The organism is Pantoea cypripedii (assembly GCF_002095535.1).
GTDB classification, from domain to species: domain Bacteria; phylum Pseudomonadota; class Gammaproteobacteria; order Enterobacterales; family Enterobacteriaceae; genus Pantoea; species Pantoea cypripedii.
Window position 1 is genome coordinate 936,518 of the sequence record NZ_MLJI01000002.1, and the last position, 24,154, is coordinate 960,671.

Genomic DNA, 24,154 nt, shown 5'->3' on the forward strand with positions numbered 1-24,154 from the left:
ATGAACATCATCCCCGTCAGGTTCCTGATATCTAAACCGACCAATAGTGGGTAGATAAGCAAATGAAGGTGATGGGAAATATTTTCAGGATGGTTGTCCTTGCTGTTTTCCTTTCGGGCGCTGCGCTGGCGGCAGATGGCGCGCAGGAGGTACTGGCTGGAGGCAAGGCCAGAACCTTTGCCCTCCATGTGCCTGATGGCACCCCTCCGGCTGGCGGATTTCCCGTGATTCTTGCCTTTCATGGCGGTGGCATGAGAGGAGCAGGGATGGAGAGAATGACGGGATTCAATGCGGTGGCCGACAAGGATCGCTTTATCGTCATTTATCCGGATGGCGTCGACAAACACTGGAATGATGGCCGCACAACGATCAAAAATCCGCAGGATGATGTCAGTTTCGTCGCGGCTTTGCTCGACCAGGTGCAGCATAACTATGCCGTCAACCGCAGACGAATATATGCAACCGGCATATCCAACGGTGCATTGTTTACTGAGCGCCTGGGCTGTGATCTTTCATCCCGCATCGCCGCCATTGCGCCTGTGGCGGGTTCACTGCCTGCTGATCTGGTTCCAACTTGTCGGCCTGCAAAACCGGTTGCGGTGATGCAGATCAACGGAATGGCCGACCCCATCATGCCTTACGGAGGAGGGTGGGTAGAAGATTTTGGCGGCAGAGGGGAAGGGGGGCAAGTAATATCCGTTGCAGAAACCGCGGCTTTTTGGGGCAGGCATAACGGATGTGCGGGAGCGTTTAAGCCCGTCCAGCTTCCCGCAGTAGTCATGGCAGATCCCACCAGAATCTTGCGTACGGATTTCATCAGTTGTCCACCTGCGGGTAAGGTGACCGTCCTTTCGGTGAGGGGAGGAGGTCACGTCTGGCCCGGTAACAGCCAGTCTTTCCATCCTCGTATTACCGGGCAACCGAGCCTACAAATTAACGCCAGCGAAGTGATTGCGGATTTCTTTTTATCTTTACCTGAGAGATAGATCAGGGGAGGGCAGTGCTATTAGTTACAACAAACTGTTACCTTGCATTGCCACTACTCCGTGCCGCATGTCGATGGTGAGATTTACCAGCTAGCTGAGGACTCACTATGTTTAGTCGCTCTTAACGTCTGTTGTAACTAAGTTACTCACCTTTCCTGTTCAATCGAACAGGAAAGGCAAACACCGCTAAGGGTTTCTTTTAAAATGGCTACGGGTAAAAGCCCGACAACGGTCGGAAATAGGATCGAGAAATACCTGCTCAGGTGCCCCCTGTTCTTCAATAACCCCCTGATGAAGAAACACTGCCTTATTGGACACCTCACGCGCAAAACCCATCTCATGCGTTACGATAACCATGGTGCGGCCTTCTTCCGCCAGTGAACGTATCACCCGCAACACTTCACCCACCAGTTCCGGATCGAGGGCAGAGGTTGGCTCATCAAACAACAACGCTTTCGGTTGTTGTGCCAGCGCCCGCGCTATTGCGACACGCTGCTGTTGGCCGCCAGAGAGTTGGGATGACCAGGCATGACGCTTTTCATACATTCCGACCTTATGCAACAGTGCTTCCGCCTCATCAATACATTCCTGCTTATTTCGTTTTTGCACAAACACCGGTGCTTCAATAATGTTCTGCAAAACTGTCTTATGTGGCCACAGGTTAAAACTTTGAAAGACAAAACCTAACTGCATCCGGATAGATTTGATCGTCCTGCGCTGCCAGCGATTCAGTGACTCGTCAGGATTATTAATAGTGACGATATCATTACCAATGGCGATTTCCCCAGCCTGAGGGACTTCAAGAAATGGAATACAGCGCAGCAAGGTACTTTTGCCTGAACCACTGGCACCAATCAGTGAAATAACATCCCCGTCGTTCGCCGTCAGGCTGACATTATGAAGAACGTCATGGTTGCCATAGCTCTTTTTAATATTACTGAGCATGATCGTTGGGATAGCCATTAATGTACTCCGAAATTCTGCGGTGAAAGATGTTTTTCCAGACAGGAGATGGCGTAACTCACCACCACGGAAATAACCAGATAAATAATTGCGGCAATCAGGAACACTTCCAGTGCCCTGAAAGTTGATGACACGATGGCATCAGCCATGCCGGTCATCTCCATCAAACTGATGGTGCTGACCAGTGAGGTCGATTTGAGCATGGAGATGATTTCATTGCTGTAAGCTGGTAAAGCCTGCCGTACCGCAATCGGCAAAGTGATGCGTCGCAATCGCATCACCGTCGACATGCCACTGACTTTGGCGGCCTCGGTGGACTGATGCGTAACTGCGTTCAACCCTCCGCGCAGGATTTCCGAGGTATAAGCGGCGTCATTAAGAATAAGTGCAATCAGCCCGCACCAGTAAGGCGAACGTAGCACTGGCCACATCACGCTTTCATGAATAAATGTCAGGCTTCCCAGGCCGTAATAAATCATAAAGATCTGAATTAATAACGGGGTGCCGCGAAATAAAAACACATAGCCACGATAAAACCAGGCTCCCACTGGTGTCAGGCGTAATAAATTCAGCGCTAATGCCAGACAACCGCCACCTGCCAGCGACAATACGGTGAGATTCAGTGTCAAAGGCAAGGCTTTCATCAGGCTAATAAACGTTTCGGAAAAGAATGAACTGTCCACTGCATTACCCTTGTTGGCTAATAATTTTCTGTCCGCGCAAAGAATATTTTTCAATATTGCGAAATACCTGATCTGATATCACGGTGATGATCAGATAAATGACTGCGCCAACGGCATAGAAAAAGAAGGGCATTTGTGTCGAACCCGCAGCCGAGGATACCTGGCTCATGGTTTCCACCAACCCGGTCACGGAAACCAGTGCGGATTCTTTAATCACCGACTGCCACTGATTACCCAGTGCCGGGACGGCAGTTTTCAATGCCTGGGGGACGATGATGCGGCGGAACATCATCATTTTAGTCATACCGGTAACCACGGCCGCTTCAACGGTTCCTTTCGGAATGGCGTACCAGGCACCGCGAAATACGCCGCTTTGATAGGCACCCGAGATCAGGCCAATCGCCACGGCACCGGCGATAAAACCATTGACGTCAAAGGGACCAGCCAGCCCCAGAACCTCGCCAAAAAACGCAACAACCTGACGCCCGCCGAAGTAAAACAGGTAAATGACCAGCAGTTCAGGTACACCACGCATCACGATGACATAACCGTTGGCGGCTTTACGTTGCCAGCGATTACCGCTCAGTTGCATCCAGCACAGCAGGCTGCCTAGCAACATGCCCAGTACAAATGCACACAGGGACACTGAAAAAGTCACGCCAGCTGCCCTCAGAAGTGCCATCCCCCAGCCTTCATCACCGAATCCCAGCAGTTGCCAGTCGATATTCATACCCGTGACCTCATTTATTCTGACGGCGTGACGTCAGTGCCAAACCACTTCATGGACAGGGCTTTTAACGTGCCATCCTTGATCATTGAATTCAGCGCAGCATCGATTCTGGTTTTCAGCTCACCTTCATCCTTGCGTAAACCAATGGCAGAACCGACACCTAATACGCCGCCGGAATAGCGGTAACCGGTGATCGTGGCGCTGTCTTTATGTTTATCCACAAATGCCGCCATGTTAGTGACGGATGCCATCACTGCATCAACCCGCCCATTGGTGAGGTCAGCATAGGTTTCCGGACCTGCCTGATAGGTACGAATGGTGGCGACATCAGCAAGGTATTTATTGAGAAAGTCGGCCTGGATAGTGGCGACCTGCACCGCAATGGTTTTTCCGGTGAAGGCTTTTTTCAGCTGCGCCAGCGATTGATTCATACCGGCTTCATCACTCGCGGGTATCACCGCGTCAGCGCCTGGCAGGACGGGAATCACACCCTTTTTCAGCGTGACAAATCCCGAGATGCTATTGGTGTAAGGACGTGAGAAATTAATCGCCTGGGCTCTGGCCGGGGTAATGGTGATGGAATCCACAACCGCGTCATATTTACCGTCCATCAGCCCCGGAATGATCCCCGACCATTTCTGCGCAATGATTTCGTAGCTAAAACCCGCGCGTTTGGCGATCTCAGCAATCATGTCGGGCTCAAATCCGGCAATTTTTCCATTGGGTGTGGTCTGGTTAAAGGGAGGGAAGGCTCCCTCCGTGGCAATGCGCAGAGGTGTCGTCACTGCCTGGCTGATCATCGGCAATGCCAGCATCAGCGCCGCACAAAAGATTCCCGGTAAAAAAGTCTTTTTATTCATTTCATTATCCTCGGTGAACAAGCATTCAGGAAAGGAGATCGACGGCGATGCGGCTGAGGGCAATGGCACCCACTTTGATACAGGCTTCATCAGGTTGATAATCGGAGTTGTGCAAATGGTCATGACGTCCGGCAATGGCTGAACCGAACTCAATCTGACAACCCGGCACACGCTCCGTGAAATACGAGAAATCCTCAGCGCCAAAACTGGACTTCGACGTGGCTTCAATACGCTCACCGAAATGTTGAGAAAGGATGCCTTCTATCTGATCGATAAGATGTTCGTCATTAATCAGGGGAGGGACACCGCGCTGATAATTCAGCGAGATTTCCACCTCCATCGCCTGGGCAAACCCGGTACAGATGCGCCGAAATGCGGCTTCAATCTGGTCCCTTCGCTGCGCAGAACGCGCACGCACGGTGCCCTGAAAAATACAGCTGTCAGGAATGATGTTATGGGTGGTACCACCCTGAATATGGCCAATGGTCAGGACAGCAGAATCCGCCGGATCGGCCTCGCGCGAAATAATGGTCTGCAATTGAGTGATCAAACCGACGGCGGCGATGATGGGGTCACGTCCCATATGAGGGCGGGCAGCGTGGGTTGAAATCCCCTTCACCGTCACATCAAATTCATCGCTGGAGGCGGTGCTAGCACCGCGTGTCAGCGCAATTCTCCCCGCCTGTAACTCGGGCTTGTTATGAAGCGTAATCGCCATATCAATGCCGTCGGCAGCGCCATCAACGATCATGGCAGCGGCTCCACTTTCTGCGGTTTCTTCAGCTGGCTGGAAAATCAGACGCACGTTGCCTTTCAACTGTGGCGTAAGATCTTTCAACGTCGCCGCCACACCCAACAGGGTTGCGGTATGCAGATCGTGCCCGCAGGCATGCATTTTTCCGGCAATCTGGCTGGCATAGGGCAAACCCGTTTGCTCCTGCATCGGCAGTGCATCCATATCGGCACGTAACAACAACGTTGGCCCAGCCGCTCCGCCTGAAATATCTAACTGAACGCCGGTTCGCCCTACGCCGGTTTTGGGTTGATAACCCATTTTCTCCAGTTCACACCTGACAATATCCGCAGTTCTTACCGTGTCAAAACCTAATTCAGGGTGGGAATGAATATCACGACGAATAGTGATTAAATGAGGTTCAAGTTCAGCCATTTTATTATTGATATGAAGCGTCAAATCTTGCGATTGAAGGTTATTCATCATTACCCCTGGTGTTGGACGATTGGCTATATCAGGGAGAGACATGAATATCCCTGACAATACTTTCTCAATGACCGCAGCATTCACCACGCGCTATTTTTATTAAAACCATTTATGTCCTGCCTCAGGGTCGTTTTTTTTAATAGGTGTGGATTTAACAGAAAAAGCACTGACGTCCATATGAAATAATTATCATGCTGGCGTGGCATAATTAACGGAAAGTGCTTGATGACCGGGTAGATGGCAATATCAACGGCATGTATGGCGTCAGGTAAGCACCTGACACCTGTGATAAGAAAGGGTTATTAAGAAATATTATTCCGTCAGCTTACCGCCTACCGCATGCTTAACCAGCCATTCGGCAAAACGGCGGGCATAAGGGTTAGTAAACCCCGTCTGAGGATAGATAAGATAAAAGTCTTCACTACTTTGTAAACGGGCAGAGAAGGGAGCGATGAGTTTTCCCGTGTGAAGCTGATCCTCTACCAGCGAAAGCCTGCCCAGAGCCACACCAAAGCCGGACTCCACCAGATTCAGCACACAGGCGTAAGTATCAAACTGAACCCCTTCTGAGGCATTGATATCAGTGGCACCGGCAAACTTCAGCCATTCTCCCCATCCTTCCTGATAGCCCATAACATGCAGCAGGTGATGGTGTTTGAGGTCACTAACCTGTTGCAAAGGGAGTGAATCGGCCAGACGCGGGGAGCAGACCGGAAACAGGGTATCGTAGCTAAGTCGCACGGCATTCACCCCAGCCCACTGACCTTTGCCCCAGCGGATTTCCATATCCGCTTTAATATCTTCCTCACGCATCCAGATATCGGTATTGAATTGCAGATTGATGTCCGGATTTTCCTGACTAAATTCGCCCAGTCGGCGCGCATTGAGCCAGTAGGTAAAGAAGGCGATGCTGCCTTTAATTTTGATCTGCCGCCGATGGCCTTCGCCAAAGATCTCATTGGTTGCCACCTCAAGGCGCTGAATCGCCGCCTGGACCACTGTCAGGTAGGACAGGCCTTCTTCAGTCAGCTCGATTTTACGTGCATGGCGAATAAAGAGACTGGTTTTGAAATGGGATTCAAGACTACGGATATGTTGGCTGATCGCTCCCTGCGTCATATGCAGTTCCTCGGCAGCCAACGTGAAACTCTGCAACCGCGCGGCTGATTCAAAAGAACGCAACCAGTTCAGCGGGGGTAGCTTTTTTAAATTCTGCATAGTGCCTGATATTTTCCTGGTAACACCCTGAATACGTCGGGCGGATTTTATTTCTCCCGAACCCTCGTTCGAGTGTAACGAAAATCCTTACCCGCTACGTATTAATTTTAATGCGTCTCAGCCTTGTTTTTTTTCCATTTAATTTTTTCGTGTTTTCACTGATGCTTCTCTCCCATCAGTTTTAACCAGCGGCTTACCGTCCGGCTGGAATAACAATAAGTGAATGCGCAATGGAACATGTTGAAACATTATTAGCCGGGCTGGATCATTTTACTGATGAAACCCATGGGGGACTCGTTCCCGCCATTCAGCCTGCGGTGACCTCTCAGATATTGCCCGGACAGGGTGCGCTCCATTATGCCCGTAGCGGAAATTCAACATCCCGGCTGGCCGAAAAGCTGATGACCAAACTGGAATCTGGCGCTGACGCTGCGTTGTTTAATTCCGGTGTCTCTGCTGCCTGGGCCGTCCTCTCAACGCTGAAGACGGGCGATAGCCTGATTGTCGAAGAAGAATGTTATTACGAATTCCGTAATATCATGTCTGCTTACTGCGTACAGCATCAAATCCAGCTGATATTCGTTAATCTTAATGACAGCAAGGCGCTTGAACAGGCGCTGCGCAGCCACCAGGTCAATGTGGTATGGGCAGAAACCGCCACTAATCCGTTATGGAAAGTGATCGATATTGCGCTGGTCGCCACCCTGGTGCACCGTTATCACGCCAGATTGGTAGTCGATGCCACCGTTTCAACCCCGTTAGCGATAAATCCCCTGCTTCTCGGTGCCGATATTGTCCTGCATTCCGCCACTAAATACCTTAATGGTCACGGTGATTTAACTGCCGGATTTCTTGTTACCCGTGAAGTTGACGCATGGTGGGAATTGACGATGTGGTTCCGTACCAGCTCAGGTACGGTGCTGCAAACGCTGGATGCCTGGATGTTACTGCGCGGCATGCGCACCCTGGCACTCCGTTTCAGACAAGCCTGTGATAATGCGGAAAAGCTGGCACGATCGCTGTTAAAACATCCTGCGGTTCGTGAGGTTCATTACCCAGGCCTCGAAGGTGATCAGTGGTACAACAATGCCCGGCAGCAAATGAACGGATTTTATGGTGCCATGCTGTCATTCCGTTTGTACGGCGGAGTGGCTGCCGCGAGTACGCTCAGCACGCTGACCAGAACCATCCGCCACTCTACTTCACTGGGTTCAACAGAGAGCTTAATTGAACACCGTCAGAGTACAGAAGGGGAGTTGTCGCGTTGTCCGGTTGACCTGGTGCGTTTGTCCGTGGGAATTGAAAACAGCGATGACCTGATTGCTGATCTGATGCAGGCACTGGACGCCATCAGCCTGCTGACCCCGGTGCATTCATGAAAGCAACGCACAGAGCAGAGCAGCCAACGTTGCTGACCTGGCTGCTGTTAGTGCTGATGGTGTTGTTATGGGGAATCAGCTGGCCAGCCATGAAGATAGCGTTAAATGTGATTCCACCATTATGGTTAGGGGTGATCCGTTTTCTCAGTGGCAGTGTTTGTTTATTTGTGTTCCTTGCCTGCAGGAAAGGATTAACCCTGCCAGCGAAGCAGGATCTGCCGATTCTGCTCAGCGTTGGATGTTTACAAATGCTGGCTTTCACCGCTTTGGGACTGGTAGCGATGCAGTATACCGACGTCAGTCGTGCGGCGTTATTAGCCTATACCACACCCTTATGGGGGGTGATTATCTCCGGGGTGTTTTTTCGCCAGATACCCAGCTGGGTACAACTGTGTGCGTTAGTCACCGGTCTGCTCGGGATAGCGCTGGTGTGTTCTCCCTATGAAATAAATTGGTACACACCAGGCGTATTAAAGGGGTGTTTACTGTTGTTACTGGCCGCTGGATGCTGGTCAGTGGTTATCTTCCATGTTCGCCATCACCGCTGGGTGCAAAGCCCACTGGCCTTAGCGCCCTGGCAAATGTTGTTTGCCACAGTACCGATGTTTATTTTGGCTTTAATCTTTGAGGGGGAGCCAAAAGGGATAACCTTTACGCCATTCCTTTGCAGCTTACTGGTATTTATCGGCCCGGTTGCCACGTCAATATGTTTCGTTATCTCCAGCGCATGTGGCCGAAAAGTCAGCAGTTTTGTGATGTCCAATTTCACCTTAGGTGTCCCTGTGGTGGGCAATATTGCTTCACTTTTTATTCTGGGGACGACGATGAGCATATCGTTTAAAGCAGGGTTATTGCTGGTCGTGTTAGGGAGTCTGCTGGCTATTTATGCCGGAACCAGGATCCAGGGGCATAGACTTCCTTAATAAGATATGGAAATCTTAACCCTGACGCGATAAAGGCCGGGTTGCGAATGGGGTTCTGTATGGAACTTAATGACGGGTCACTTCATATCGAAGATAACATAACAGACGCAGTCTGGAATGATGTGAAATCATTGCTCTCTGGTCTTGATGATATCGCTCTGATTTTAAAAGATAACACTATTCTGACTGACGTTTTGGATATACCTGACGCCGTAAGTTCAATTCAGTTTGAGAAATGTAAATTCGCAGCACCAACTGAACTATCCGGATTAAAAAATGGCAGGAGCGTTATTTTTAAAAATTGCAAACAAGATTTATTATTAGGCAATGTTAAACTAAGAGGGGTTGTTTGTAATTACTTTGAAATTTCGCAGGAAGGGAGGCGTGTTTCGCCGGACTTGCTATCACCAGATATTGAAGAGTGCATCTTTAATTCATGTGTTTGCGTAGGGAAAATGCCAGCAGTATTTAAACAAGTATCTTTTATTGATAAGATTAGATTCACAAAAAATAAAAAAACACCGAAGATTGCCACAGAGATCACTAACAATAATGAGGAAGAAGAACACGAACATTTATTTTTCGACGATTGCATGTTTCAGGATCACACTGAAATTGCCATCAACATCCATGCAAAAATTTCAATTCATCTTGAAAACTGCCGCGTAATCAGTACCGACGAAAGGTTTCATTCCTCGATGACATTCCCGGCCAACTCGGAAGTTATAGATATAAAGATAATAAAATCCAATCTGAGTAAATTACGTTTATCCTTATTTATTTCTTCCATTGAAAATCTGATCATAAATGATAGTTCAGTAGGGTCCTTGCAATTAGCGACTATCGAAAATGATGAGAAAAACGCCATCTACAACGTGGTAATTACGGAATCGATTGTTAATGAGTTAAGTTTACGCTACCGGGATATCGTGCATGAGTTGGTTTTAACTAATACGGTTTTCAATACCGCACCTCAGATGTTTGGCGCGAAAATTTCCGAAGGAAGCCAGTTCCCTAAAAGGAAATATTTCCTTAGCAGAAAAGGGGAGCATGATGCCTCCTGTTATCGAACATTGAGGTTCATGATGGAATCACAAAGGAATCGTGATTTGGAGGGGATGTTTTTTTCACTGGAGCAAGAGAGCCTGCTTAACACGAAAAATAAGATCCATAAGTTATTCAGCATCAGCAACATGTATTATTTGTTATCAGATTACGGAACTAACTATCGCAGGCCATTGATCATCTTCCTGCTATCAATTCCACTATTCACCATAATATACTCGTTAATCAGATCTCACACAGTCGCAGTTGATTTACCGCCAGACTGGAAAAACATCACCAACTCCTTAATATTCACTTTAAAGCAAACATTTCAACCGTTCGATAATCTTAAAAATACGCAAGATATACAGAAAGGCGATTTAATAAAAACGGTTTTTTTAACATGCGTGGCAATAGCGAACACCTTATTTTCTTTCCTGCTGCTGACTTTATCAGGATTAGCGATAAGGTGGCGGTTTAAAAGAGGATAGATGCCTTTTTACCGATTGCCCCAAAGCGCATTTCAGCATAGGTAATCGCTGAGACAAGAATGCGATGGTTGCGTAGCACAGCCTGCTGCAGACACATAATTATAGCTTCCGGTTGCTAACGCATAATGAAAGAACAAATGTTAGTGTCCAGCATGTACGTCTTGTTCACAGATCGAATCTTCCTTCATCGTTAACAATATCTTCCCGTTCTGCCATAAAATCTGCGTCAGCTTTTTCAAGTTGAGAGAATGAACTCCAGGTCGGCCGGACCGGACGCAGAATGATGCTGTTACCTTCACGGACAATCTCCAGCTCGCTTACGCCCTCGAAATCGAGATCACGTGGCAAGCGTATTGCACGATTATTTCCGTTTTTAAAAATTGATACGGTTCTCATGACTTTCCCCAGGTTGATTGACGTCTTTCACATATGCTTATGCAGATGCTTTATATATGTGCAACATAAGTGTTCTTCAGGAAACACTATACACTCTTAACCAGTGCAGGCGATGCTACGCGAAATCTGAGAAAAGAGCAGGGACTTTGGTAAGGAGTTTTGCCGTAGCGTTGTCTGGATTGACACAACTCGTAGCGACGCGATTTATCCCGCATCGTCCAGCCATGATGGAGGAAAACCCGCGTGATAAATCACGCCGCTACGGGTGGGGTGAGTGATGAAGTGCGCTTGCGGATAGTCAATTTAACATAACTATCATTACCCGTATTTTTATAGCAGCTAAATTGAGGTGTCACCCCGAACTAACCACCACAGCTTAATTCAGCTCCGGAAACGTACACTGTTGTCAATTTCGATGGCTGTGCACAAGCTGTATTGGCTCTTCGTATTTTCCTGCGGTTTTCTCGCGGTGAGGCATTGAATAGACAACATTTTGCTTCACGGCAATCTGTGCGACGAGTTCGTCAAAAGAGGTTGAACTGACAATGGGTTCTTTCATGTAGTTGATGTAAACGTAGGTTTTGTGACCCTCGCCTTTAACATACAATATTGAATCCATTTTTATCAGGTACTTACTACCGCCAACTGCATCAATGTAAAGCATGAGAACCAATCCAAAGAAAGCGAAAGATAAGATTATTCCTAATTTCGCCATCTGGATATGATCTCGCATAATCTTTTCATTTTCTTTAAAAAAGAAACAGTTCGGAAATTTCAGATGCTCGCTTCAGGCAGCCGACCTCTGCTGCCTGAAATGATGCGAGATAGTTACAGTGTCACTGCGCTTTTTTTAGTTCGAGGCGTTTGATCGGGCCGACAATCACCACAAAACTGAAAATGGCAATCAGGGCATGAATGGCGACGAAAACCAGCGCCCATTCGAAGTGGCCTGTCGCTTTCACGATATAACCAATAACCACCGGAGAAACAATCCCTGCGAAGTTACCACACAAGTTGAAAATGCCACCGGCAACACCAGCCATCTCTTTTGGCGCGGTATCGGACATCACCGCCCATCCCAGTGCGCCAATGCCTTTGCCCAGAAACGCTAAAGACATGAACAAAACTACCAGATAAATCGAGTCGACATAGTTACAGAACACCATCACCATCGACAGCAACATGCCAAGTACAATCGGTGTCTTGCGTGCAACAGAGAGTGACTTTGTGATGCGCAGAATACGGTCCGAAATAATGCCACCCATCAGCCCCCCCAGGAAACCGCAAATCGCCGGGATGGCAGCAATAAACCCGACTGTTTTGATATTCAGCCCTTTTTCCATCGCCAGATAAAGCGGGAACCAGGTAATAAAAAAGAAGGTCAGAACGTTAATACAATATTGACCAAGATAAATGCCCAGCAGCATGCGATTGGTCATTAATTGCTTTAATGCGCTTAAATCAAATTCGTTTTTTTCTGGGTTTTACTTTGATCCATATCCACCAATGCCCCACCCTGACGGATATAATCAATTTCTTCGCTATTAACGCGTGGGTGGTCCAGCGGATTATGAATCACTCTTGCCGCAGTAAAGGTAATCACAATACCCAACACGCCCATAAAGATAAAAATCGATTGCCAGCCATAATTGAGTGTCAGCCATCCCATTATCGGAGCGAAGATAGCAGTGGCGAAATATTGCGCAGAATTGAAGACTGCTGCGGCAGTAGCACGTTCTTTAGACGGGAACCAGGCAGCAACAAAACGACTATTGCCCGGCATCACCGGTGCTTCACACAAACCGACAAGGAAGAGAAGAATGGTGAAACAAACAACGGCACCGAGACCATGGAAAATTTCTACACAGCCTTGCAACAAGGTAAAAACTGACCACAGGCACAAACCAGCCAGGTAAATCTTTTTCGAGCCAAAACGGTCGAGTAACCAGCCTCCGGGGATCTGCGCCAGACAGTATGCCCATGCAAACGCTGAGAATATCCATCCCATCTGACCGGGGTTGATACCCAGAGCAGAAGTCATATCTTTACCTGCAATCGCCAGCGTTGAACGATCGCCAACACTTACTGCAGTGATGATAAATAAAATAATAACGACATGCCATCTGACATTGGTTTTCCTGTCATGCGAAATGTCATCAATTTCATTTAATTGAGCCATGTGACACCACCTTAAACTTGTTAGAAGATCAAAAATGCAAATAATGAATTATTCAGGCAGCAGACAACCTGACCTAATTAATTATTTGTATTCTGAAAATAAATTTTCTTCGTTATCTGATAAGGCGACCTGACTTAATATTGATATTTTTTGATATGAACACGATAGGATTTCAGGGAGAACAAGACAATGTGCATTTGCATAACAAAGTGATTTATTTTCTCCATTTTTATGTTATTTGAAGAATTTATTTGAAGTAGATCACAAAATTTAATTAATGTCTGGGATGGGTTTGCGGTGGGTTATCTACTGCGGCCTTCGGATTGTTTGTGATTTGCTGCCAGATTGTTATAAATATTAAGTAAGCTGCAATGCTCCATCAGAATATTAATAATCACAACCGAAGACAAGAATAAAATATATCGATAATAATTTAATTAAGGTAATTCAGTTTAGAAAGGAAGCCGTTTGAAAGCCGGTAGCATAATAACTACCGGCTAATGTTAGATTTATTCTGCGCTGACTGTCTCAGCCGCCTGCTCAACGGTTGCCATTGCCTCGAACAGAACTTCAGCAGTGACTTTAACCGGCATCAGGTGAATGGTCTCTTTCGGACGCAGGGTATGGGCAATCATCGCATCAATCTGTGTTTTGTCTGAGATATCGATGCCCAACTCACGCAGGCTGGTTGGCAATTTCAACTGACGATAGAAGCCCAGCAGCATTTGCAGTTCCTGCTCATCCTTCATCAGTGCGACCTGAACCAGAATCCCGTACGCCACTTTGATACCGTGCAGAATGCTATGTGTCTGCGGCAGTACAGTCATACCGTTGTGTACCGAATGGGCTGCCGCCACGCGGGTAAAACGCTCGCCCAACCCGCCAATTAATCCGCCACCGGCAATGATCGCATCTACCACAGCAATGAATCGTTCGGTTAAGGATCCATTATGCAGATCGGCCAATACCGTTACACTGTCACTCAGCAGCAATTCTTTAAGCCCGCGCGCCATATTGAGTGCGGTGCGCGCAAGATAAGGCACCTCAGACGCCGGGGAATTACCCACCAAAACGCTGGCCTCATACCACTTGGCTAACGTATCGGCGATCCCCGCCAGCAGGTAAGGCGCTGGGGCTTGCAAAATGATCTCTGGCTCGACTAAAACCAGATGGTTCGCCTGTTTGAAGATCTCATAGCCGATATTCTCCCCCTGCGGGTTATACCAGACGGAAAGCGGCGTCCAGGCTGCGCAGGTTGCTGCAATAGTAGGAATCAGCACCACAGGTAATTGCATACGGGCTGCCAGCGCTTTCGCACTGTCCATCACCGTGCCACCACCGACGCCAATGATCACTTTACAGCGTGACCCGGCCTGTTCTGCCAAACGGCGAATCATCGGGTCATTACAATGCTCACGGATACAGGCTTTACCGGCGGATTCAACAGCAAACGCCTCAGGCAGCCAGGCCTGAGCGGCCTGCAACGCCTGTTCGCCATACAACCACATCGCGTGCTGCAAGTCAGATTCGCTATAGAAGTTGTTTAATTCACGGATCGCGCCCGGAAAGCAGTAATAGTTAGCCGGCCCCGGTACTACCTGAATTTCAGTAAAAGACATTTTTTCTTTCCTGGATAATTATCGTATTAACGCTGCACAACATCGGCATAATCTTCAGCATCAATGTCATAGCCAGCAGGCTCCCAGCGGATCGCAAACAGTGCCAGCAAACCCAACACCGGCGACAGGGCAATCACCCAGAACAGGCCAGTGTCCAGACTTGCGGTCAGAAGCGGGAATAAAAATAGCGCGATAGTGGTGGCGAAGCGGGTGATAGTCTGATTCAGCCCCACCCCAACACCGCGTATTGATGCCGGGTAGCTCAGTGAGGCATACACCATGGTCTGTGCTCCCGGTCCAAACCCCTGCCCCAGCAGAAACAGCGCCAGATAAGCGCAGCACAAAGCCGCCTTCAGCTCATCATCAGGTCGTCCCGCCAATGCCAGTCCCAGCAAAGCCACTAACTGACACGCGTAGCCCGCAATACTCATCGCCCGAGCACCAAAACGTGGCACCAGCCTCACGGCGGCCAATCCACCGGTAAAAGCGAAAAACAGATTGAGCGCCAGCGAAACTAAAATGGTGGTCAACATCGACTGCTGGAACAAGGTAGAAACGATGATCGGTAACCCAAAGGCAATGGCACCGTAGGCAAAGGGGGAAACGAAGGACATCACACTGGTCAGGATGGTACGGCGCAGGTAGTGGCCCCGCAGCAGTAAACCGTAGTTCTTCCAGCTTGCTTTGTGTTTGATAGCGGTTGACGAGCCTGCCGCTTCCGCCTGTGGCGCGGCCACTGCCGGAATGTTATAGGACACGCGCAGGATTTGCGCTGCCTGCTCCAGATCGCCCTGATTGGCAGCCCATACCGGAGATTCCGTCATATAACGCTTACGAATCGTCAGGATCACCAGCGCAGGTACCGCACCAAATCCGACAATATAGCGCCACAGGGATGCTGTCTGGCTTTCCGGCAGCCAGTAAAAGAAGGCCAGCACCAACAGGTAAGAAACCGAGATGGCTGCGTACCAGGTCGGACACCACATGGCGATACTGGCGGCCTTGTTACCACGCCCTTTTAGCCGGGAAAACTCAGCCAGAAATGCCATCGCCACCGGGAGGTCAATGCCGATACCCAGCCCCATAATAAAACGGCTGATGCCGAGCACTTCGGCGTTCGGTGCCAGAGCGCCCAAGATAGCGGCAAAGACAAAGAAAAACATATCCGCCATAAAGACACGATAACGGCCAATCTTATCCGTCAGATAACCGCCGATCAGCGCGCCGACAATGGCACCCATGGTGATCGCAGAGACCACCAGACCAATGCCTTTTGGGCCAAGACCGAATTCACGCGTGATGTCTTTTACCCCGAAGGCCAGTGCACCGAGATCGTAGGCATCAAGAAAAATACCGCCGAGCGCAATGGCAACAATGATGCGTGCATTGCTCCGCGCCTGGGTGGAGTTGTTGACTAACTGGCTGACGTCGGAAGCGCTGCGGATGGTGTGAACAGCTGAGCCTGGTGATTCAGTCTGCTCGATTTCATTAGTTAAAGTGAGTTGTGTCATGTTTACTATTTATCGTTGTCATCATCTAGATGTTTGGATGTCCAGACGGACAGATTTCCACATTCATCCTGATCTGGCAACCTTTTTGGCGTGATTAGTTATGAAATATCGTTATATGACAGGTAAATAACCAGGATTTAACATTGACTCAATTTGTCACCCCCACCCTGTAGGGGGCGTGTTTCTGACAGTTCTTTCGGTGAATGGATGCAAAGATAGAGAGGATGGCGATCAATTAAGGCGGCAATAAATGCCGCCTGTATTGGTAGAGAAACGCTGGGCACCATGCCCGCCGCCGTAAGTTGGCCAGTCCTGGACTGCCGGCTGAGTCGAGTTGTCAAAATAAGTGCCATCAGCCTTGCGGCCAGGCATCAGCGCCACGGCAATCACCAGGAATAACAGCGCTAAATCGAGACGCGGAACCAATGCCCAACCGTTCAGGCCGGATTCCCATAACGCCCAAATCAGGGTGGCAACGAAGCTCAAAGCGTAAAGATAAAGTTCGACTGGCCGCCTGAATAGCGTCAGCAGTCCGGTTATCAACCAGATCAACCCCATGACGATATAATAAGGGCTGCCAGACAGGCGGGTCAGCCTGAAGCCCAGCATCGTCAACACGGCACCTGCCAAAATCAACAAAAGACCGAAGACCAGTAAACACACTGCCCTAAGTCGCGATGACCTGACATTTACTTTATGTGTTTCATCAGGATGCCTCCTGGAGACCTCGCCCAATCCGGCGGGGAGGAAAGAAGGTGGCTTTCAGGCTAACTTCTTTTTGTCTTTTCACAATGACTACTGTAATTTTGTACAGATAAAACGTGCCTGCAAATATCGGTTTTATCCAACACCTGATCAGGTTGAGCTTTTAGCTCAAACCTTCGGTTGTGTGCGTTTTGTCTACAATTCAGTTCTCCGCTGGCGTACTGATGCGTACCGACAGCGGCAAGAGAAGATCGGCTACATTCAGGCCAATGCCCGGCTCACCGCCCTGAAAAAAGAGCCTGAATTTACCTGGCTGAATGATGTTTCCTGCGTCCCTTTGCAGCAGGTCTTACGCCACCAACAGTCCGCTTTTACCCACTTCTTTGCCGGACGCGCAAAATACCCCACATTTAAAAGCAAGCACCACAGACAATCTGCCGAGCTGACGGCAAGTGCTTTTAAATACCGTGACGGCAGGCTGTACATGGCGAAAAGCAAAGTGCCTCTGGATATCCGCTGGTCGCGTCCTCTGCCATCTGCGCCGTCAACAGTGACAATTTCAAAAGACGCAGCAGGGCGATATTTCGTCTCCTGCCTGTGCGAATCTGAGCCTGTATCACTGCCGATCACTGCTAAAAACGGTCGGCATTGATGTTGGTTTAAAAAGATTTGTTCGTCACCGATACCGGATTCAGACAAAGCAATCCCCGCCATACCGCGAAATCCGAAAAGCGCCTTGCGTTGCTACAGCGTAAATTGAGCACTAGCTAGCTAGTTATGTCTAGTGTCGCTTCATTGCTCCCTGGCTTTGCGTTTTCTCGCACCAACCCGGCTCTAGATCAGGACTGGCTCATGTCGCAGGAAGCGATAAATGAGATGCAGGGAGGGATGATCGATGGATCTGGTAGTACCATTTTTGTATCAAAACTTTTACTTCTTCGATGTGGTAGTTACAAGAACATTATATTTAAACCAGCAGAAGGGTATCATGGGGCAGGTCCAATATTTTATTCAAAAAATAACTCCGTTGTTCACGAAAATATTTCTGTAGTTGGATTTTCTGGTTCTGGTTGCAAAGTAATTAGTGATGCTGATGGTCATCATAGCTTCAAAGCAATTGGAATGTGCCGTTATAATGCGAATGGTGATATTAAAAGGACTACACTCATTGAGGATGCAAACTTAGCAGTCGCGAGTCATTTGTATGTCAAAGATGCTAGTGCATTCAATATCGGCGATTTTGTCTGGGTAGGTGATGGAAAATTTAAAATTGAAATGATAGACAAGAATAAGATAACCTTAGAAAGAGGAGGGTTACCAAACTTCATAAGTCCGAAAGTTTATAACGGTGGTCGAGATAACTGTCTTGCTGGTCAATTCGTAACCCTTGATGCTGACGATAAGAATGGTATTCGTATCGGAACTGGTGTTGAATCTTGGAGCATTGATACATCAGGGGCCACAATAGAATGCATAAATAATGCATGGTTTGGTTTATTTAATTATTCAAAAAGCTATGCTGGCACGCAGATTATAGAAAATATAAAATCAGCCTTCAATGGATATTGCGGAATTGGCCTTGGATACCTGAATTCAGGCCGTGTTATGAATTGTCACTCTGAAGGAAATGGTAACAATGGCATAGATATTTTTGAAGGTAAGCCAGAAGTAACAATCAGTGATAATGTATCAATTGGAAATGGCGTGGATGGGATTTTCATTGGCGGCAATGGTGTTACTTCGAAAGTGCTTGATAATATAGTTTCTGACAATAGAAGGATTGGGATTTTAATAAATTCTCGCATCAATTCAATATCAAATGTGATTGTTTCAGGTAATGAAATTACTAGTTCAGGAATGAATGCAATAACTTTAACCGGAGTTGGGAGTGGTCTAATAAAAAACAATACTATTAGGGGTAGCCGGTTAAGGGCGGCTATTTTCCTTGAAGAGAAAAAAGGATTGGTAATAGAGGGTGTAATCAACATAGATAATAATAAAATCTCTGAAACTAAAAAAGGTGATGTGTCCAGTAATTATCGTGGTTACGCTAAAAGGAATAACTCCGCACAAGTTAGACTTGAAAATAACCATACTCCTGACCCTTTGGAGGTGACAGGGATTATTTAAGAGCTAGATGGTTCAAGAACTGCCCGGCGTTATGCCGGGTTTCGAACTTGTAAACTTGTTATCTGATAGAATAGAGTTCTTGCAACTGTATTCATGACAAATATAAGAATAAAAGTAATGACATCATCTTACACTGGGGTATGCCATTTAATCCAAGTGGGATTAACACTATTCACCTAACTTAACCTAACAATAAAATCCCCACCCACCATTCCATCACCGCAAAGCGGGGAGATTCTCACTCCCCGTCGACAAGAGCCGGCTATGACATCCGCGAGTAAACCAGCATATCAATCCCGGTCAGGCTGCTGCTCAAGCGGTGGTATTGATATTCCGTCCGATTGCCGGGTTAGCTGGCAGTTGTGGAATGGATTCGAGAATGCTGGCTGCAGAGGATTGTTGGTTATCTAACGCTTTCTTCAGTACGAGGGTATTCACCTGGCTTTTGAGATCTAGATTATCAAGACCGGAAGCCAGTGAAGTAATTTGCGAAACATCCATGGTGTGCTCCTGTTCGATACAAAGAAAAAGGAAACTCATCACGGCCTGAAACCAGGCCGTGCAAGATTATCGGCATTTCGGCGCAAAAGGTTAGGGATTAATGGAGCGAGTATTACACATGGCTCATCATCATCAGGCGTACAGCAAATCCGATAAGAATGACGCTGGAAAAAAAGTTGCTGAATGCGCTGAAAGCGGATGTTTCTATCAAGAAAACGGCCATAAATACCCCCCGCCAGTGCGTACATGGCATCAAACATAAATCCAGTCAGAACAAGGACCAGACCCAGTGAGAAAAACTGCAACATCACATTCCCTTTTTCCGGATGGATAAACTGGGGCAGCAGCACGGATGTAAATAGCAGCGCTTTGGGATTCAAAAGATTCGTCAGCATGCCTTTACCCACATGCTGGATGGTATGGCGGGAATCCATGCTGGCAGGTTCGTCCGGTGCACGGAAAAAGCGGCCTGGTCGCAGCATTTTTACACCCAGCCAGAACAGGTAGGCGGCGCCTGCATATTTGACGATATCGAACGTCCATGAGTACACCCTGAACATCGTCCCCAACCCAAATGCGGCAAGGATGACGTGGCATAGTTTGGCTGTACCGAGTCCCAGGGCAGTCATCAGACCTGCACGTTTCCCGGCTGTTGAACCCGTTTGCAACAGAAGAATCATATCGGGACCAGGCAACGTGAAGATCATGGCAAGTGAAAGAGCAAACAGATAATAGTCAGACATAGTCGCGGCAATCCAGAATAGTGAAGGCCGCTATCTTATCCCGGAGTGGTGAGGCAGGTGCTTGCCATTGTTTCTCTTTTAAGGCTTATAATTGGCATATTATTGCTGTAATCAACTCTAATGGTAATTTCTATGCCAAAAATATCACTTGATACGTTTGACCAAAAGATTCTCTTGTCCCTCCAGGTTGATGGAAGGCTCACCAATGTCGAGCTTGCAGACAAGATTGGACTCTCACCTTCACCCTGTCTGCGACGGGTCAAAAATCTGGAAAAAGAGGGCGTCATAAAGGGATATACAGCCAGTCTGGACAGGGAACTGTTGGGGTTGGGAGTGACTGTAATGGTCGGTCTGAAAGTCGAAAAGCACGATCTTGAACAGGCCGGAAGACTCAGAGAGGCGCTGGCTCTGTTGCCTGAGGTCATTTCTGCCTATCTGATATCGGGAGATGCTGATTTTCTGCTGCATGTGGTGGTGCCGGATCTGAAAGCCTATGAGGTTTTCCACACCACGGTGTTACTGCAGTTACCGGGTGTGCGTGACATCCGAAGTACCTTTGCCATTCAGGTGATTAAAGAACCTTCGCCACTCCCTCTTGGGCATATAGTGTAAGTCGGATTTATCGTGCGGCACTCATTCACAAGGTATTTGTTAACGGAGTGTAATTCAAGGTACCAATCCTGCATGCTATTGATATGATGGCACAATATAAAATTCCAGGGACAGACCATGAGCTCGCCAACCATCGTTACTTTGCTTAAATATAAGCGCTGGATTGACTTCGAAACTTTAAAGGTAATTAAAGAAGTAGACACCCCTGCGAAAGCAGAAAAACGACATCTGACGCTCCGGCTGATGAACCATATTTATCTCGTTGACATGATTTTCAGGGCCAACCTGACAGGGCAGCAACATGGGTACACTGCGCTAAATACGCCGGATACTCCCTCTGCTGATGAGCTGCTCGATAAAATGGCCGCATGCACGGATTGGTATATCGAGGCGGTAACCGCCATGACTGCCGAGGATCTCGCGACTACGATAAAATTCCAGTTCGTAGACGGCGGGGAGGGTGAAATGAAGGCCGTGGATATGCTTAATCATGTTTTGTTCCACGGGACTTATCATCGCGGTGCGGTAGGTTGGTTACTTTCAGAGTGTGGAGTAACGCCTCCCAAAGACGTTTTGACGGTTTTTCTCAGAGACCATAACCACTAGATCCGCGTGCCTGATTTTCCCACGTAGTGATAAGCACAGGGTAGCTTTTTAGCTACCCAGATGTCCGCTTCACAGCCCCAAACAGGCGATATATTTTTCGCCTGAACAACGCACGATATCCCCCGCATTTTCCGTGATATTCCTTCCTTCAAACGCACCATAAAGTTTTGCAAACTTCACGGCACTCAGGCGCTGCGTAATATCCCGGACCATCGCTGCCGGTAACGGAAGCATGTTGGGGTAACTGTAAGCGTGCAGCCAGCACCGTCTGGTTAATTTCGCCTCTCCCTGTAATTTAAGCGTCCACTTATTCCGGTTAGGTGGACACCTGATGACTGATTCTAAATCTCTGACACGCCAGCGCTACACGCCCGAATTTAAGCTGCGGCTGGTTCACATGGCGCTTAAAACCCTTGAGGAAAACGGCAGCGTTGCCGCCCTGGCGCGACAGCATAATGTTAACGACAACCTCCTCTTTAAATGGATGCGTCTCTGGAAAAATGAGGGCCGGGTCGCTACACCCCGGAGGCGTAAAACAAAAACACCAGCATTACCCGCGCTGGTACCGGTTCAGATAGTGCATCCTGTACCCGCTCAGGTACCGCTGCCTGATGCCACCGCAGACTGCATTATCCGGCTCCCGGGCGGGGAAATATCGCTCCATAACCCCACTCCGGAGCAGCTCAGCGCGATGCTGGCGGCCATCATGCGCGGAGGACGTCCGTGATAAACCTGCCATCCGGCACAAAAATCTGGCTGGTTGCGGGCATCACCGACATGCGCAACGGCTTTAACGGCCTGGGCGCAAAGATCCAGACCGCCCTCAGAGATGACCCGATGTCCGGTCACGTCTTTATCTTCCGTGGGCGCAGCGGGAGCCAGGTCAAACTGCTCTGGTCCACCGGTGACGGTCTGTGCCTGCTGACCAAAAGGCTGGAGCGTGGTCGCTTCGCCTGGCCGTCGGCCCGCGACGGCAAAGTGTTCCTCACACCCGCTCAACTGGCCATGTTGCTGGAAGGCATCGACTGGCGGCAGCCAAAGCGCCTGCTGTCGCCCCTCACGCTGCTGTAATCCTGGTCACCCCGCGGGCAACCTGGTAGCATGCCCGCCATGAACGAATCTCTTCCCGACGACATCGCCCTTCTTAAACAGCGCCTGGCTGAACAGGAGGCGCTGAACCGCCTCCTGCAGGCGAGGCTGGATGAGCGCGAGCGCGAAGTTGACTACCTGCAGGCGCAACTGGATAAGCTGCGCCGCATGAACTTTGGCAGCCGCTCTGAAAAGGTGGCGAAGCGCATCGCGCAGATAGAAGCCCGTCTCACCGCCATGCAGAAGGACAGCGACGAGCGTACCGGTCGCGTGGACGACCCGCCGGTGCCACGGCCGCTGCGGCAGACCCGCACGCGCAAACCGTTCCCTGAATCCCTGCCGCGCGATGAAAAACGGCTTAAACCCGCTGAAAGCTGCTGCCCGGACTGCGGCGGCGCGCTGTCGTACCTGGGCGAAGACGTAGCAGAGCAGCTGGAGCTGATGCGAAGCCGGTTCCGCGTTATCCGCACCGTGCGGGAAAAGCACGCCTGCAGAAAGTGCGACCGCATCGTGCAGGCCCCCGCACCGTCGCGTCCTGTCGAGCGTGGCATCGCCGGGCCGGGTCTGCTGGCGCGGGTGCTGACGTCGAAGTACGCGGAGCACACGCCGCTGAACCGGCAGTCGGAGATATACGAACGTCAGGGCGTCACGTTGGGTCGTTCGCTGCTGTCGGGGTGGGTTGACGCGTGCTGCCAGCTGCTGTCACCGCTGGATGAAGCCCTGCAGCGCTACGTGCTGACGGACGGTAAGCTGCACGCCGATGATACGCCGGTCCCGGTGCTGCTGCCGGGCAATGGCAAAACGAAAACGGGCCGGCTGTGGACCTACGTGCGTGATGACCGCAACGCGGGCTCGGCGATGGCGCCGGCAGTGTGGTTCGCGTACTCGCCGGACCGCAAAGGGATGCACCCGCAGTCGCACCTTGCGGGGTTCAGCGGGGTGCTGCAGGCGGACGCGTACGCCGGGTTCAACGAGCTGTACCGCGAAGGCCAAATAAAGGAAGCGGCGTGCCGGGCGCACGCGCGGCGTAAAATCCACGACGTTCACGTCCGGACGCCGTCTGACACCACGACTGAAGCGCTGCACCGTATCGGGGAACTGTACGCTGTTGAAGCCGGTATCCGGGGCAAAAGCGCATCGGAACGTCTGGCCGCGCGGCAGGAAAAAACGGTGCCTCTGCTGACCGCACTGGAAGGATGGCTGCGGGAGAAGCAGAAAACGCTGTCACGACACTCGGAACTGTCAAAGGCGTTCGCTTACGCGCTCAATCAGTGGGATGCGCTGAAATACTATGCGAGCGACGGCTGGTCGGAGGCTGACAACAATATCGCGGAAAACGCGCTACGGACGGTGAGTCTGGGGCGGAAAAATTACCTGTTCTTCGGCTCGGATCACGGCGGCGATCGTGGCGCGCAGCTGTATGGGTTAATCGGGAGCTGCCGGTTAAACGGCATCGATCCTGAACGTTATCTTCGCCATGTGCTGTCGGTAATCGCCGACTGGCCGGTCAATCGCGTCGGTGAGTTACTGCCGTGGCGCGTCACCCTGCCCGGGGAATAATCTCCGG

General features: G+C 49.4%; 23 protein-coding genes and 4 pseudogenes. 11 read left to right on the forward strand and 16 right to left on the reverse strand.

Annotated elements, in window-relative coordinates:
* Positions 1-62: 62 nt before the first annotated feature.
* Complete coding sequence (locus HA50_RS25575; protein WP_084879599.1) at positions 63-986, forward strand: CE1 family esterase; 924 nt, start codon at positions 63-65, stop codon at positions 984-986.
* Between the two features lie 186 nt (positions 987-1,172).
* On the opposite strand, the gene HA50_RS25580 is transcribed toward HA50_RS25575, so the two are convergent.
* The 6 genes from HA50_RS25580 to HA50_RS25605 form a co-directional block, all read right to left on the reverse strand.
* The gene (locus HA50_RS25580) at positions 1,173-1,949 is read right to left on the reverse strand and encodes an ABC transporter ATP-binding protein (protein WP_084879600.1); all 777 of its coding nucleotides are present in this window, start codon (positions 1,947-1,949) and stop codon (positions 1,173-1,175) included.
* Positions 1,949-2,593: an ABC transporter permease gene (locus HA50_RS25585; protein WP_139811072.1), complete on the reverse strand. Its 645-nt coding sequence runs from the start codon at positions 2,591-2,593 to the stop codon at positions 1,949-1,951. The genes HA50_RS25580 and HA50_RS25585 overlap by 1 nt, the downstream gene beginning before the upstream one ends.
* 43 nt (positions 2,594-2,636) lie before the next feature.
* Positions 2,637-3,362, reverse strand: a complete 726-nt coding sequence (locus tag HA50_RS25590) for an ABC transporter permease (protein WP_084879602.1) — start codon at positions 3,360-3,362, stop codon at positions 2,637-2,639.
* Positions 3,363-3,376: 14 nt separating this feature from the next.
* On the reverse strand, positions 3,377-4,222 hold the full coding sequence (locus tag HA50_RS25595; protein ID WP_139811036.1) for a transporter substrate-binding domain-containing protein: 846 nt from the start codon (positions 4,220-4,222) through the stop codon (positions 3,377-3,379).
* 25 nt (positions 4,223-4,247) lie between these two features.
* Positions 4,248-5,390: a M20 metallopeptidase family protein gene (locus tag HA50_RS25600; protein WP_338117374.1), complete on the reverse strand. Its 1,143-nt coding sequence runs from the start codon at positions 5,388-5,390 to the stop codon at positions 4,248-4,250.
* A 363-nt stretch (positions 5,391-5,753) separates the two neighbouring features.
* Positions 5,754-6,659, reverse strand: coding sequence for a LysR substrate-binding domain-containing protein (locus HA50_RS25605; RefSeq protein ID WP_084879604.1), 906 nt, complete (start codon positions 6,657-6,659; stop codon positions 5,754-5,756).
* A 230-nt stretch (positions 6,660-6,889) separates the two neighbouring features.
* Here HA50_RS25605 and HA50_RS25610 point away from each other — a divergent pair, with 230 nt between their 5' ends.
* From HA50_RS25610 to HA50_RS25620, 3 genes are read left to right on the forward strand one after another with little or no spacing between them, the layout of a single operon-like run.
* Positions 6,890-8,038, forward strand: coding sequence for a trans-sulfuration enzyme family protein (locus HA50_RS25610; protein WP_084879605.1), 1,149 nt, complete (start codon positions 6,890-6,892; stop codon positions 8,036-8,038).
* Positions 8,035-8,961, forward strand: coding sequence for a DMT family transporter (locus tag HA50_RS25615; protein ID WP_084879606.1), 927 nt, complete (start codon positions 8,035-8,037; stop codon positions 8,959-8,961). Before HA50_RS25610 ends, HA50_RS25615 begins: the two co-directional genes overlap by 4 nt.
* A 59-nt stretch (positions 8,962-9,020) precedes the next feature.
* Entirely contained in the window at positions 9,021-10,496 is a 1,476-nt protein-coding gene (locus HA50_RS25620) for a hypothetical protein (protein ID WP_084879607.1), read from the forward strand.
* On the opposite strand, the pseudogene HA50_RS31825 reads toward HA50_RS25620, so the two are convergent.
* The 7 genes and pseudogenes from HA50_RS31825 to HA50_RS25655 all read right to left on the reverse strand — a co-directional run.
* A pseudogene (locus HA50_RS31825) lies at positions 10,495-10,665 on the reverse strand (type II toxin-antitoxin system VapC family toxin); the annotation flags it as partial. The gene HA50_RS25620 and the pseudogene HA50_RS31825 sit on opposite strands and share 2 nt — an antisense overlap.
* On the reverse strand, positions 10,662-10,892 hold the full coding sequence (vapB, locus tag HA50_RS25630; RefSeq protein WP_084879608.1) for a type II toxin-antitoxin system VapB family antitoxin: 231 nt from the start codon (positions 10,890-10,892) through the stop codon (positions 10,662-10,664). The pseudogene HA50_RS31825 and the gene vapB, both read right to left, overlap by 4 nt.
* Before the next feature lie 406 nt (positions 10,893-11,298).
* Positions 11,299-11,625, reverse strand: coding sequence for a hypothetical protein (locus HA50_RS25635; protein ID WP_084879609.1), 327 nt, complete (start codon positions 11,623-11,625; stop codon positions 11,299-11,301).
* Positions 11,626-11,728: 103 nt separating this feature from the next.
* Positions 11,729-13,053: pseudogene (locus HA50_RS25640) on the reverse strand (MFS transporter).
* Between the two features lie 527 nt (positions 13,054-13,580).
* Positions 13,581-14,690, reverse strand: coding sequence for an oxidoreductase (locus tag HA50_RS25645; protein ID WP_084879610.1), 1,110 nt, complete (start codon positions 14,688-14,690; stop codon positions 13,581-13,583).
* Between the two features lie 26 nt (positions 14,691-14,716).
* Positions 14,717-16,201 (reverse strand): MFS transporter, encoded by a 1,485-nt coding sequence (locus HA50_RS25650; RefSeq protein WP_084879611.1) that lies wholly within the window; start codon positions 16,199-16,201, stop codon positions 14,717-14,719.
* A 231-nt stretch (positions 16,202-16,432) separates the two neighbouring features.
* Positions 16,433-16,816, reverse strand: a complete 384-nt coding sequence (locus HA50_RS25655; protein ID WP_139811037.1) for a hypothetical protein — start codon at positions 16,814-16,816, stop codon at positions 16,433-16,435.
* Between the two features lie 199 nt (positions 16,817-17,015).
* On the opposite strand from HA50_RS25655, the pseudogene HA50_RS25660 reads away from it, so the two are divergent.
* Positions 17,016-17,668, forward strand: a pseudogene (locus HA50_RS25660) (RNA-guided endonuclease InsQ/TnpB family protein); the annotation flags it as partial.
* A 90-nt stretch (positions 17,669-17,758) separates the two neighbouring features.
* Entirely contained in the window at positions 17,759-19,036 is a 1,278-nt protein-coding gene (locus HA50_RS25665; protein ID WP_139811038.1) for a right-handed parallel beta-helix repeat-containing protein, read from the forward strand.
* A 312-nt stretch (positions 19,037-19,348) separates the two neighbouring features.
* Here the strand turns inward: HA50_RS25665 and HA50_RS25670 are convergent, their stop codons facing one another.
* A complete protein-coding gene (locus HA50_RS25670; protein WP_084879614.1) occupies positions 19,349-19,537 on the reverse strand; it encodes a YjfB family protein in 189 nt (62 codons plus the stop codon).
* Between the two features lie 38 nt (positions 19,538-19,575).
* Positions 19,576-20,280 (reverse strand): LysE family translocator, encoded by a 705-nt coding sequence (locus HA50_RS25675; protein ID WP_244193677.1) that lies wholly within the window; start codon positions 20,278-20,280, stop codon positions 19,576-19,578.
* A gap of 132 nt (positions 20,281-20,412) precedes the next feature.
* Between HA50_RS25675 and HA50_RS25680 the strand changes: the two genes are divergently transcribed.
* Together HA50_RS25680 and HA50_RS25685 are read left to right on the forward strand one after the other, a co-directional pair.
* Positions 20,413-20,892, forward strand: a complete 480-nt coding sequence (locus HA50_RS25680) for an Lrp/AsnC family transcriptional regulator (protein WP_084879615.1) — start codon at positions 20,413-20,415, stop codon at positions 20,890-20,892.
* Positions 20,893-21,009: 117 nt separating this feature from the next.
* Positions 21,010-21,498: a DinB family protein gene (locus tag HA50_RS25685; protein ID WP_084879616.1), complete on the forward strand. Its 489-nt coding sequence runs from the start codon at positions 21,010-21,012 to the stop codon at positions 21,496-21,498.
* Between the two features lie 69 nt (positions 21,499-21,567).
* Here the strand turns inward: HA50_RS25685 and HA50_RS31830 are convergent.
* Positions 21,568-21,747 (reverse strand): annotated as a pseudogene (locus tag HA50_RS31830) (MBL fold metallo-hydrolase); the annotation flags it as partial.
* An 82-nt stretch (positions 21,748-21,829) separates the two neighbouring features.
* Here HA50_RS31830 and HA50_RS25695 point away from each other — a divergent pair.
* The 3 genes from HA50_RS25695 to tnpC are packed head-to-tail and all read left to right on the forward strand — an operon-like array spanning position 21,830 to position 24,147.
* Positions 21,830-22,225 carry a transposase gene (locus HA50_RS25695; RefSeq protein WP_084879617.1) on the forward strand — a complete coding sequence of 132 codons (396 nt, stop codon included), beginning with the start codon at positions 21,830-21,832 and terminating at the stop codon, positions 22,223-22,225.
* Complete coding sequence (tnpB, locus tag HA50_RS25700; protein WP_084879618.1) at positions 22,222-22,569, forward strand: IS66 family insertion sequence element accessory protein TnpB; 348 nt, start codon at positions 22,222-22,224, stop codon at positions 22,567-22,569. The genes HA50_RS25695 and tnpB overlap by 4 nt, the downstream gene beginning before the upstream one ends.
* A 39-nt stretch (positions 22,570-22,608) precedes the next feature.
* A complete protein-coding gene (gene tnpC, locus HA50_RS25705) occupies positions 22,609-24,147 on the forward strand; it encodes an IS66 family transposase (RefSeq protein WP_084879619.1) in 1,539 nt (512 codons plus the stop codon).
* The last annotated feature ends 7 nt before the right edge of the window (positions 24,148-24,154 follow it).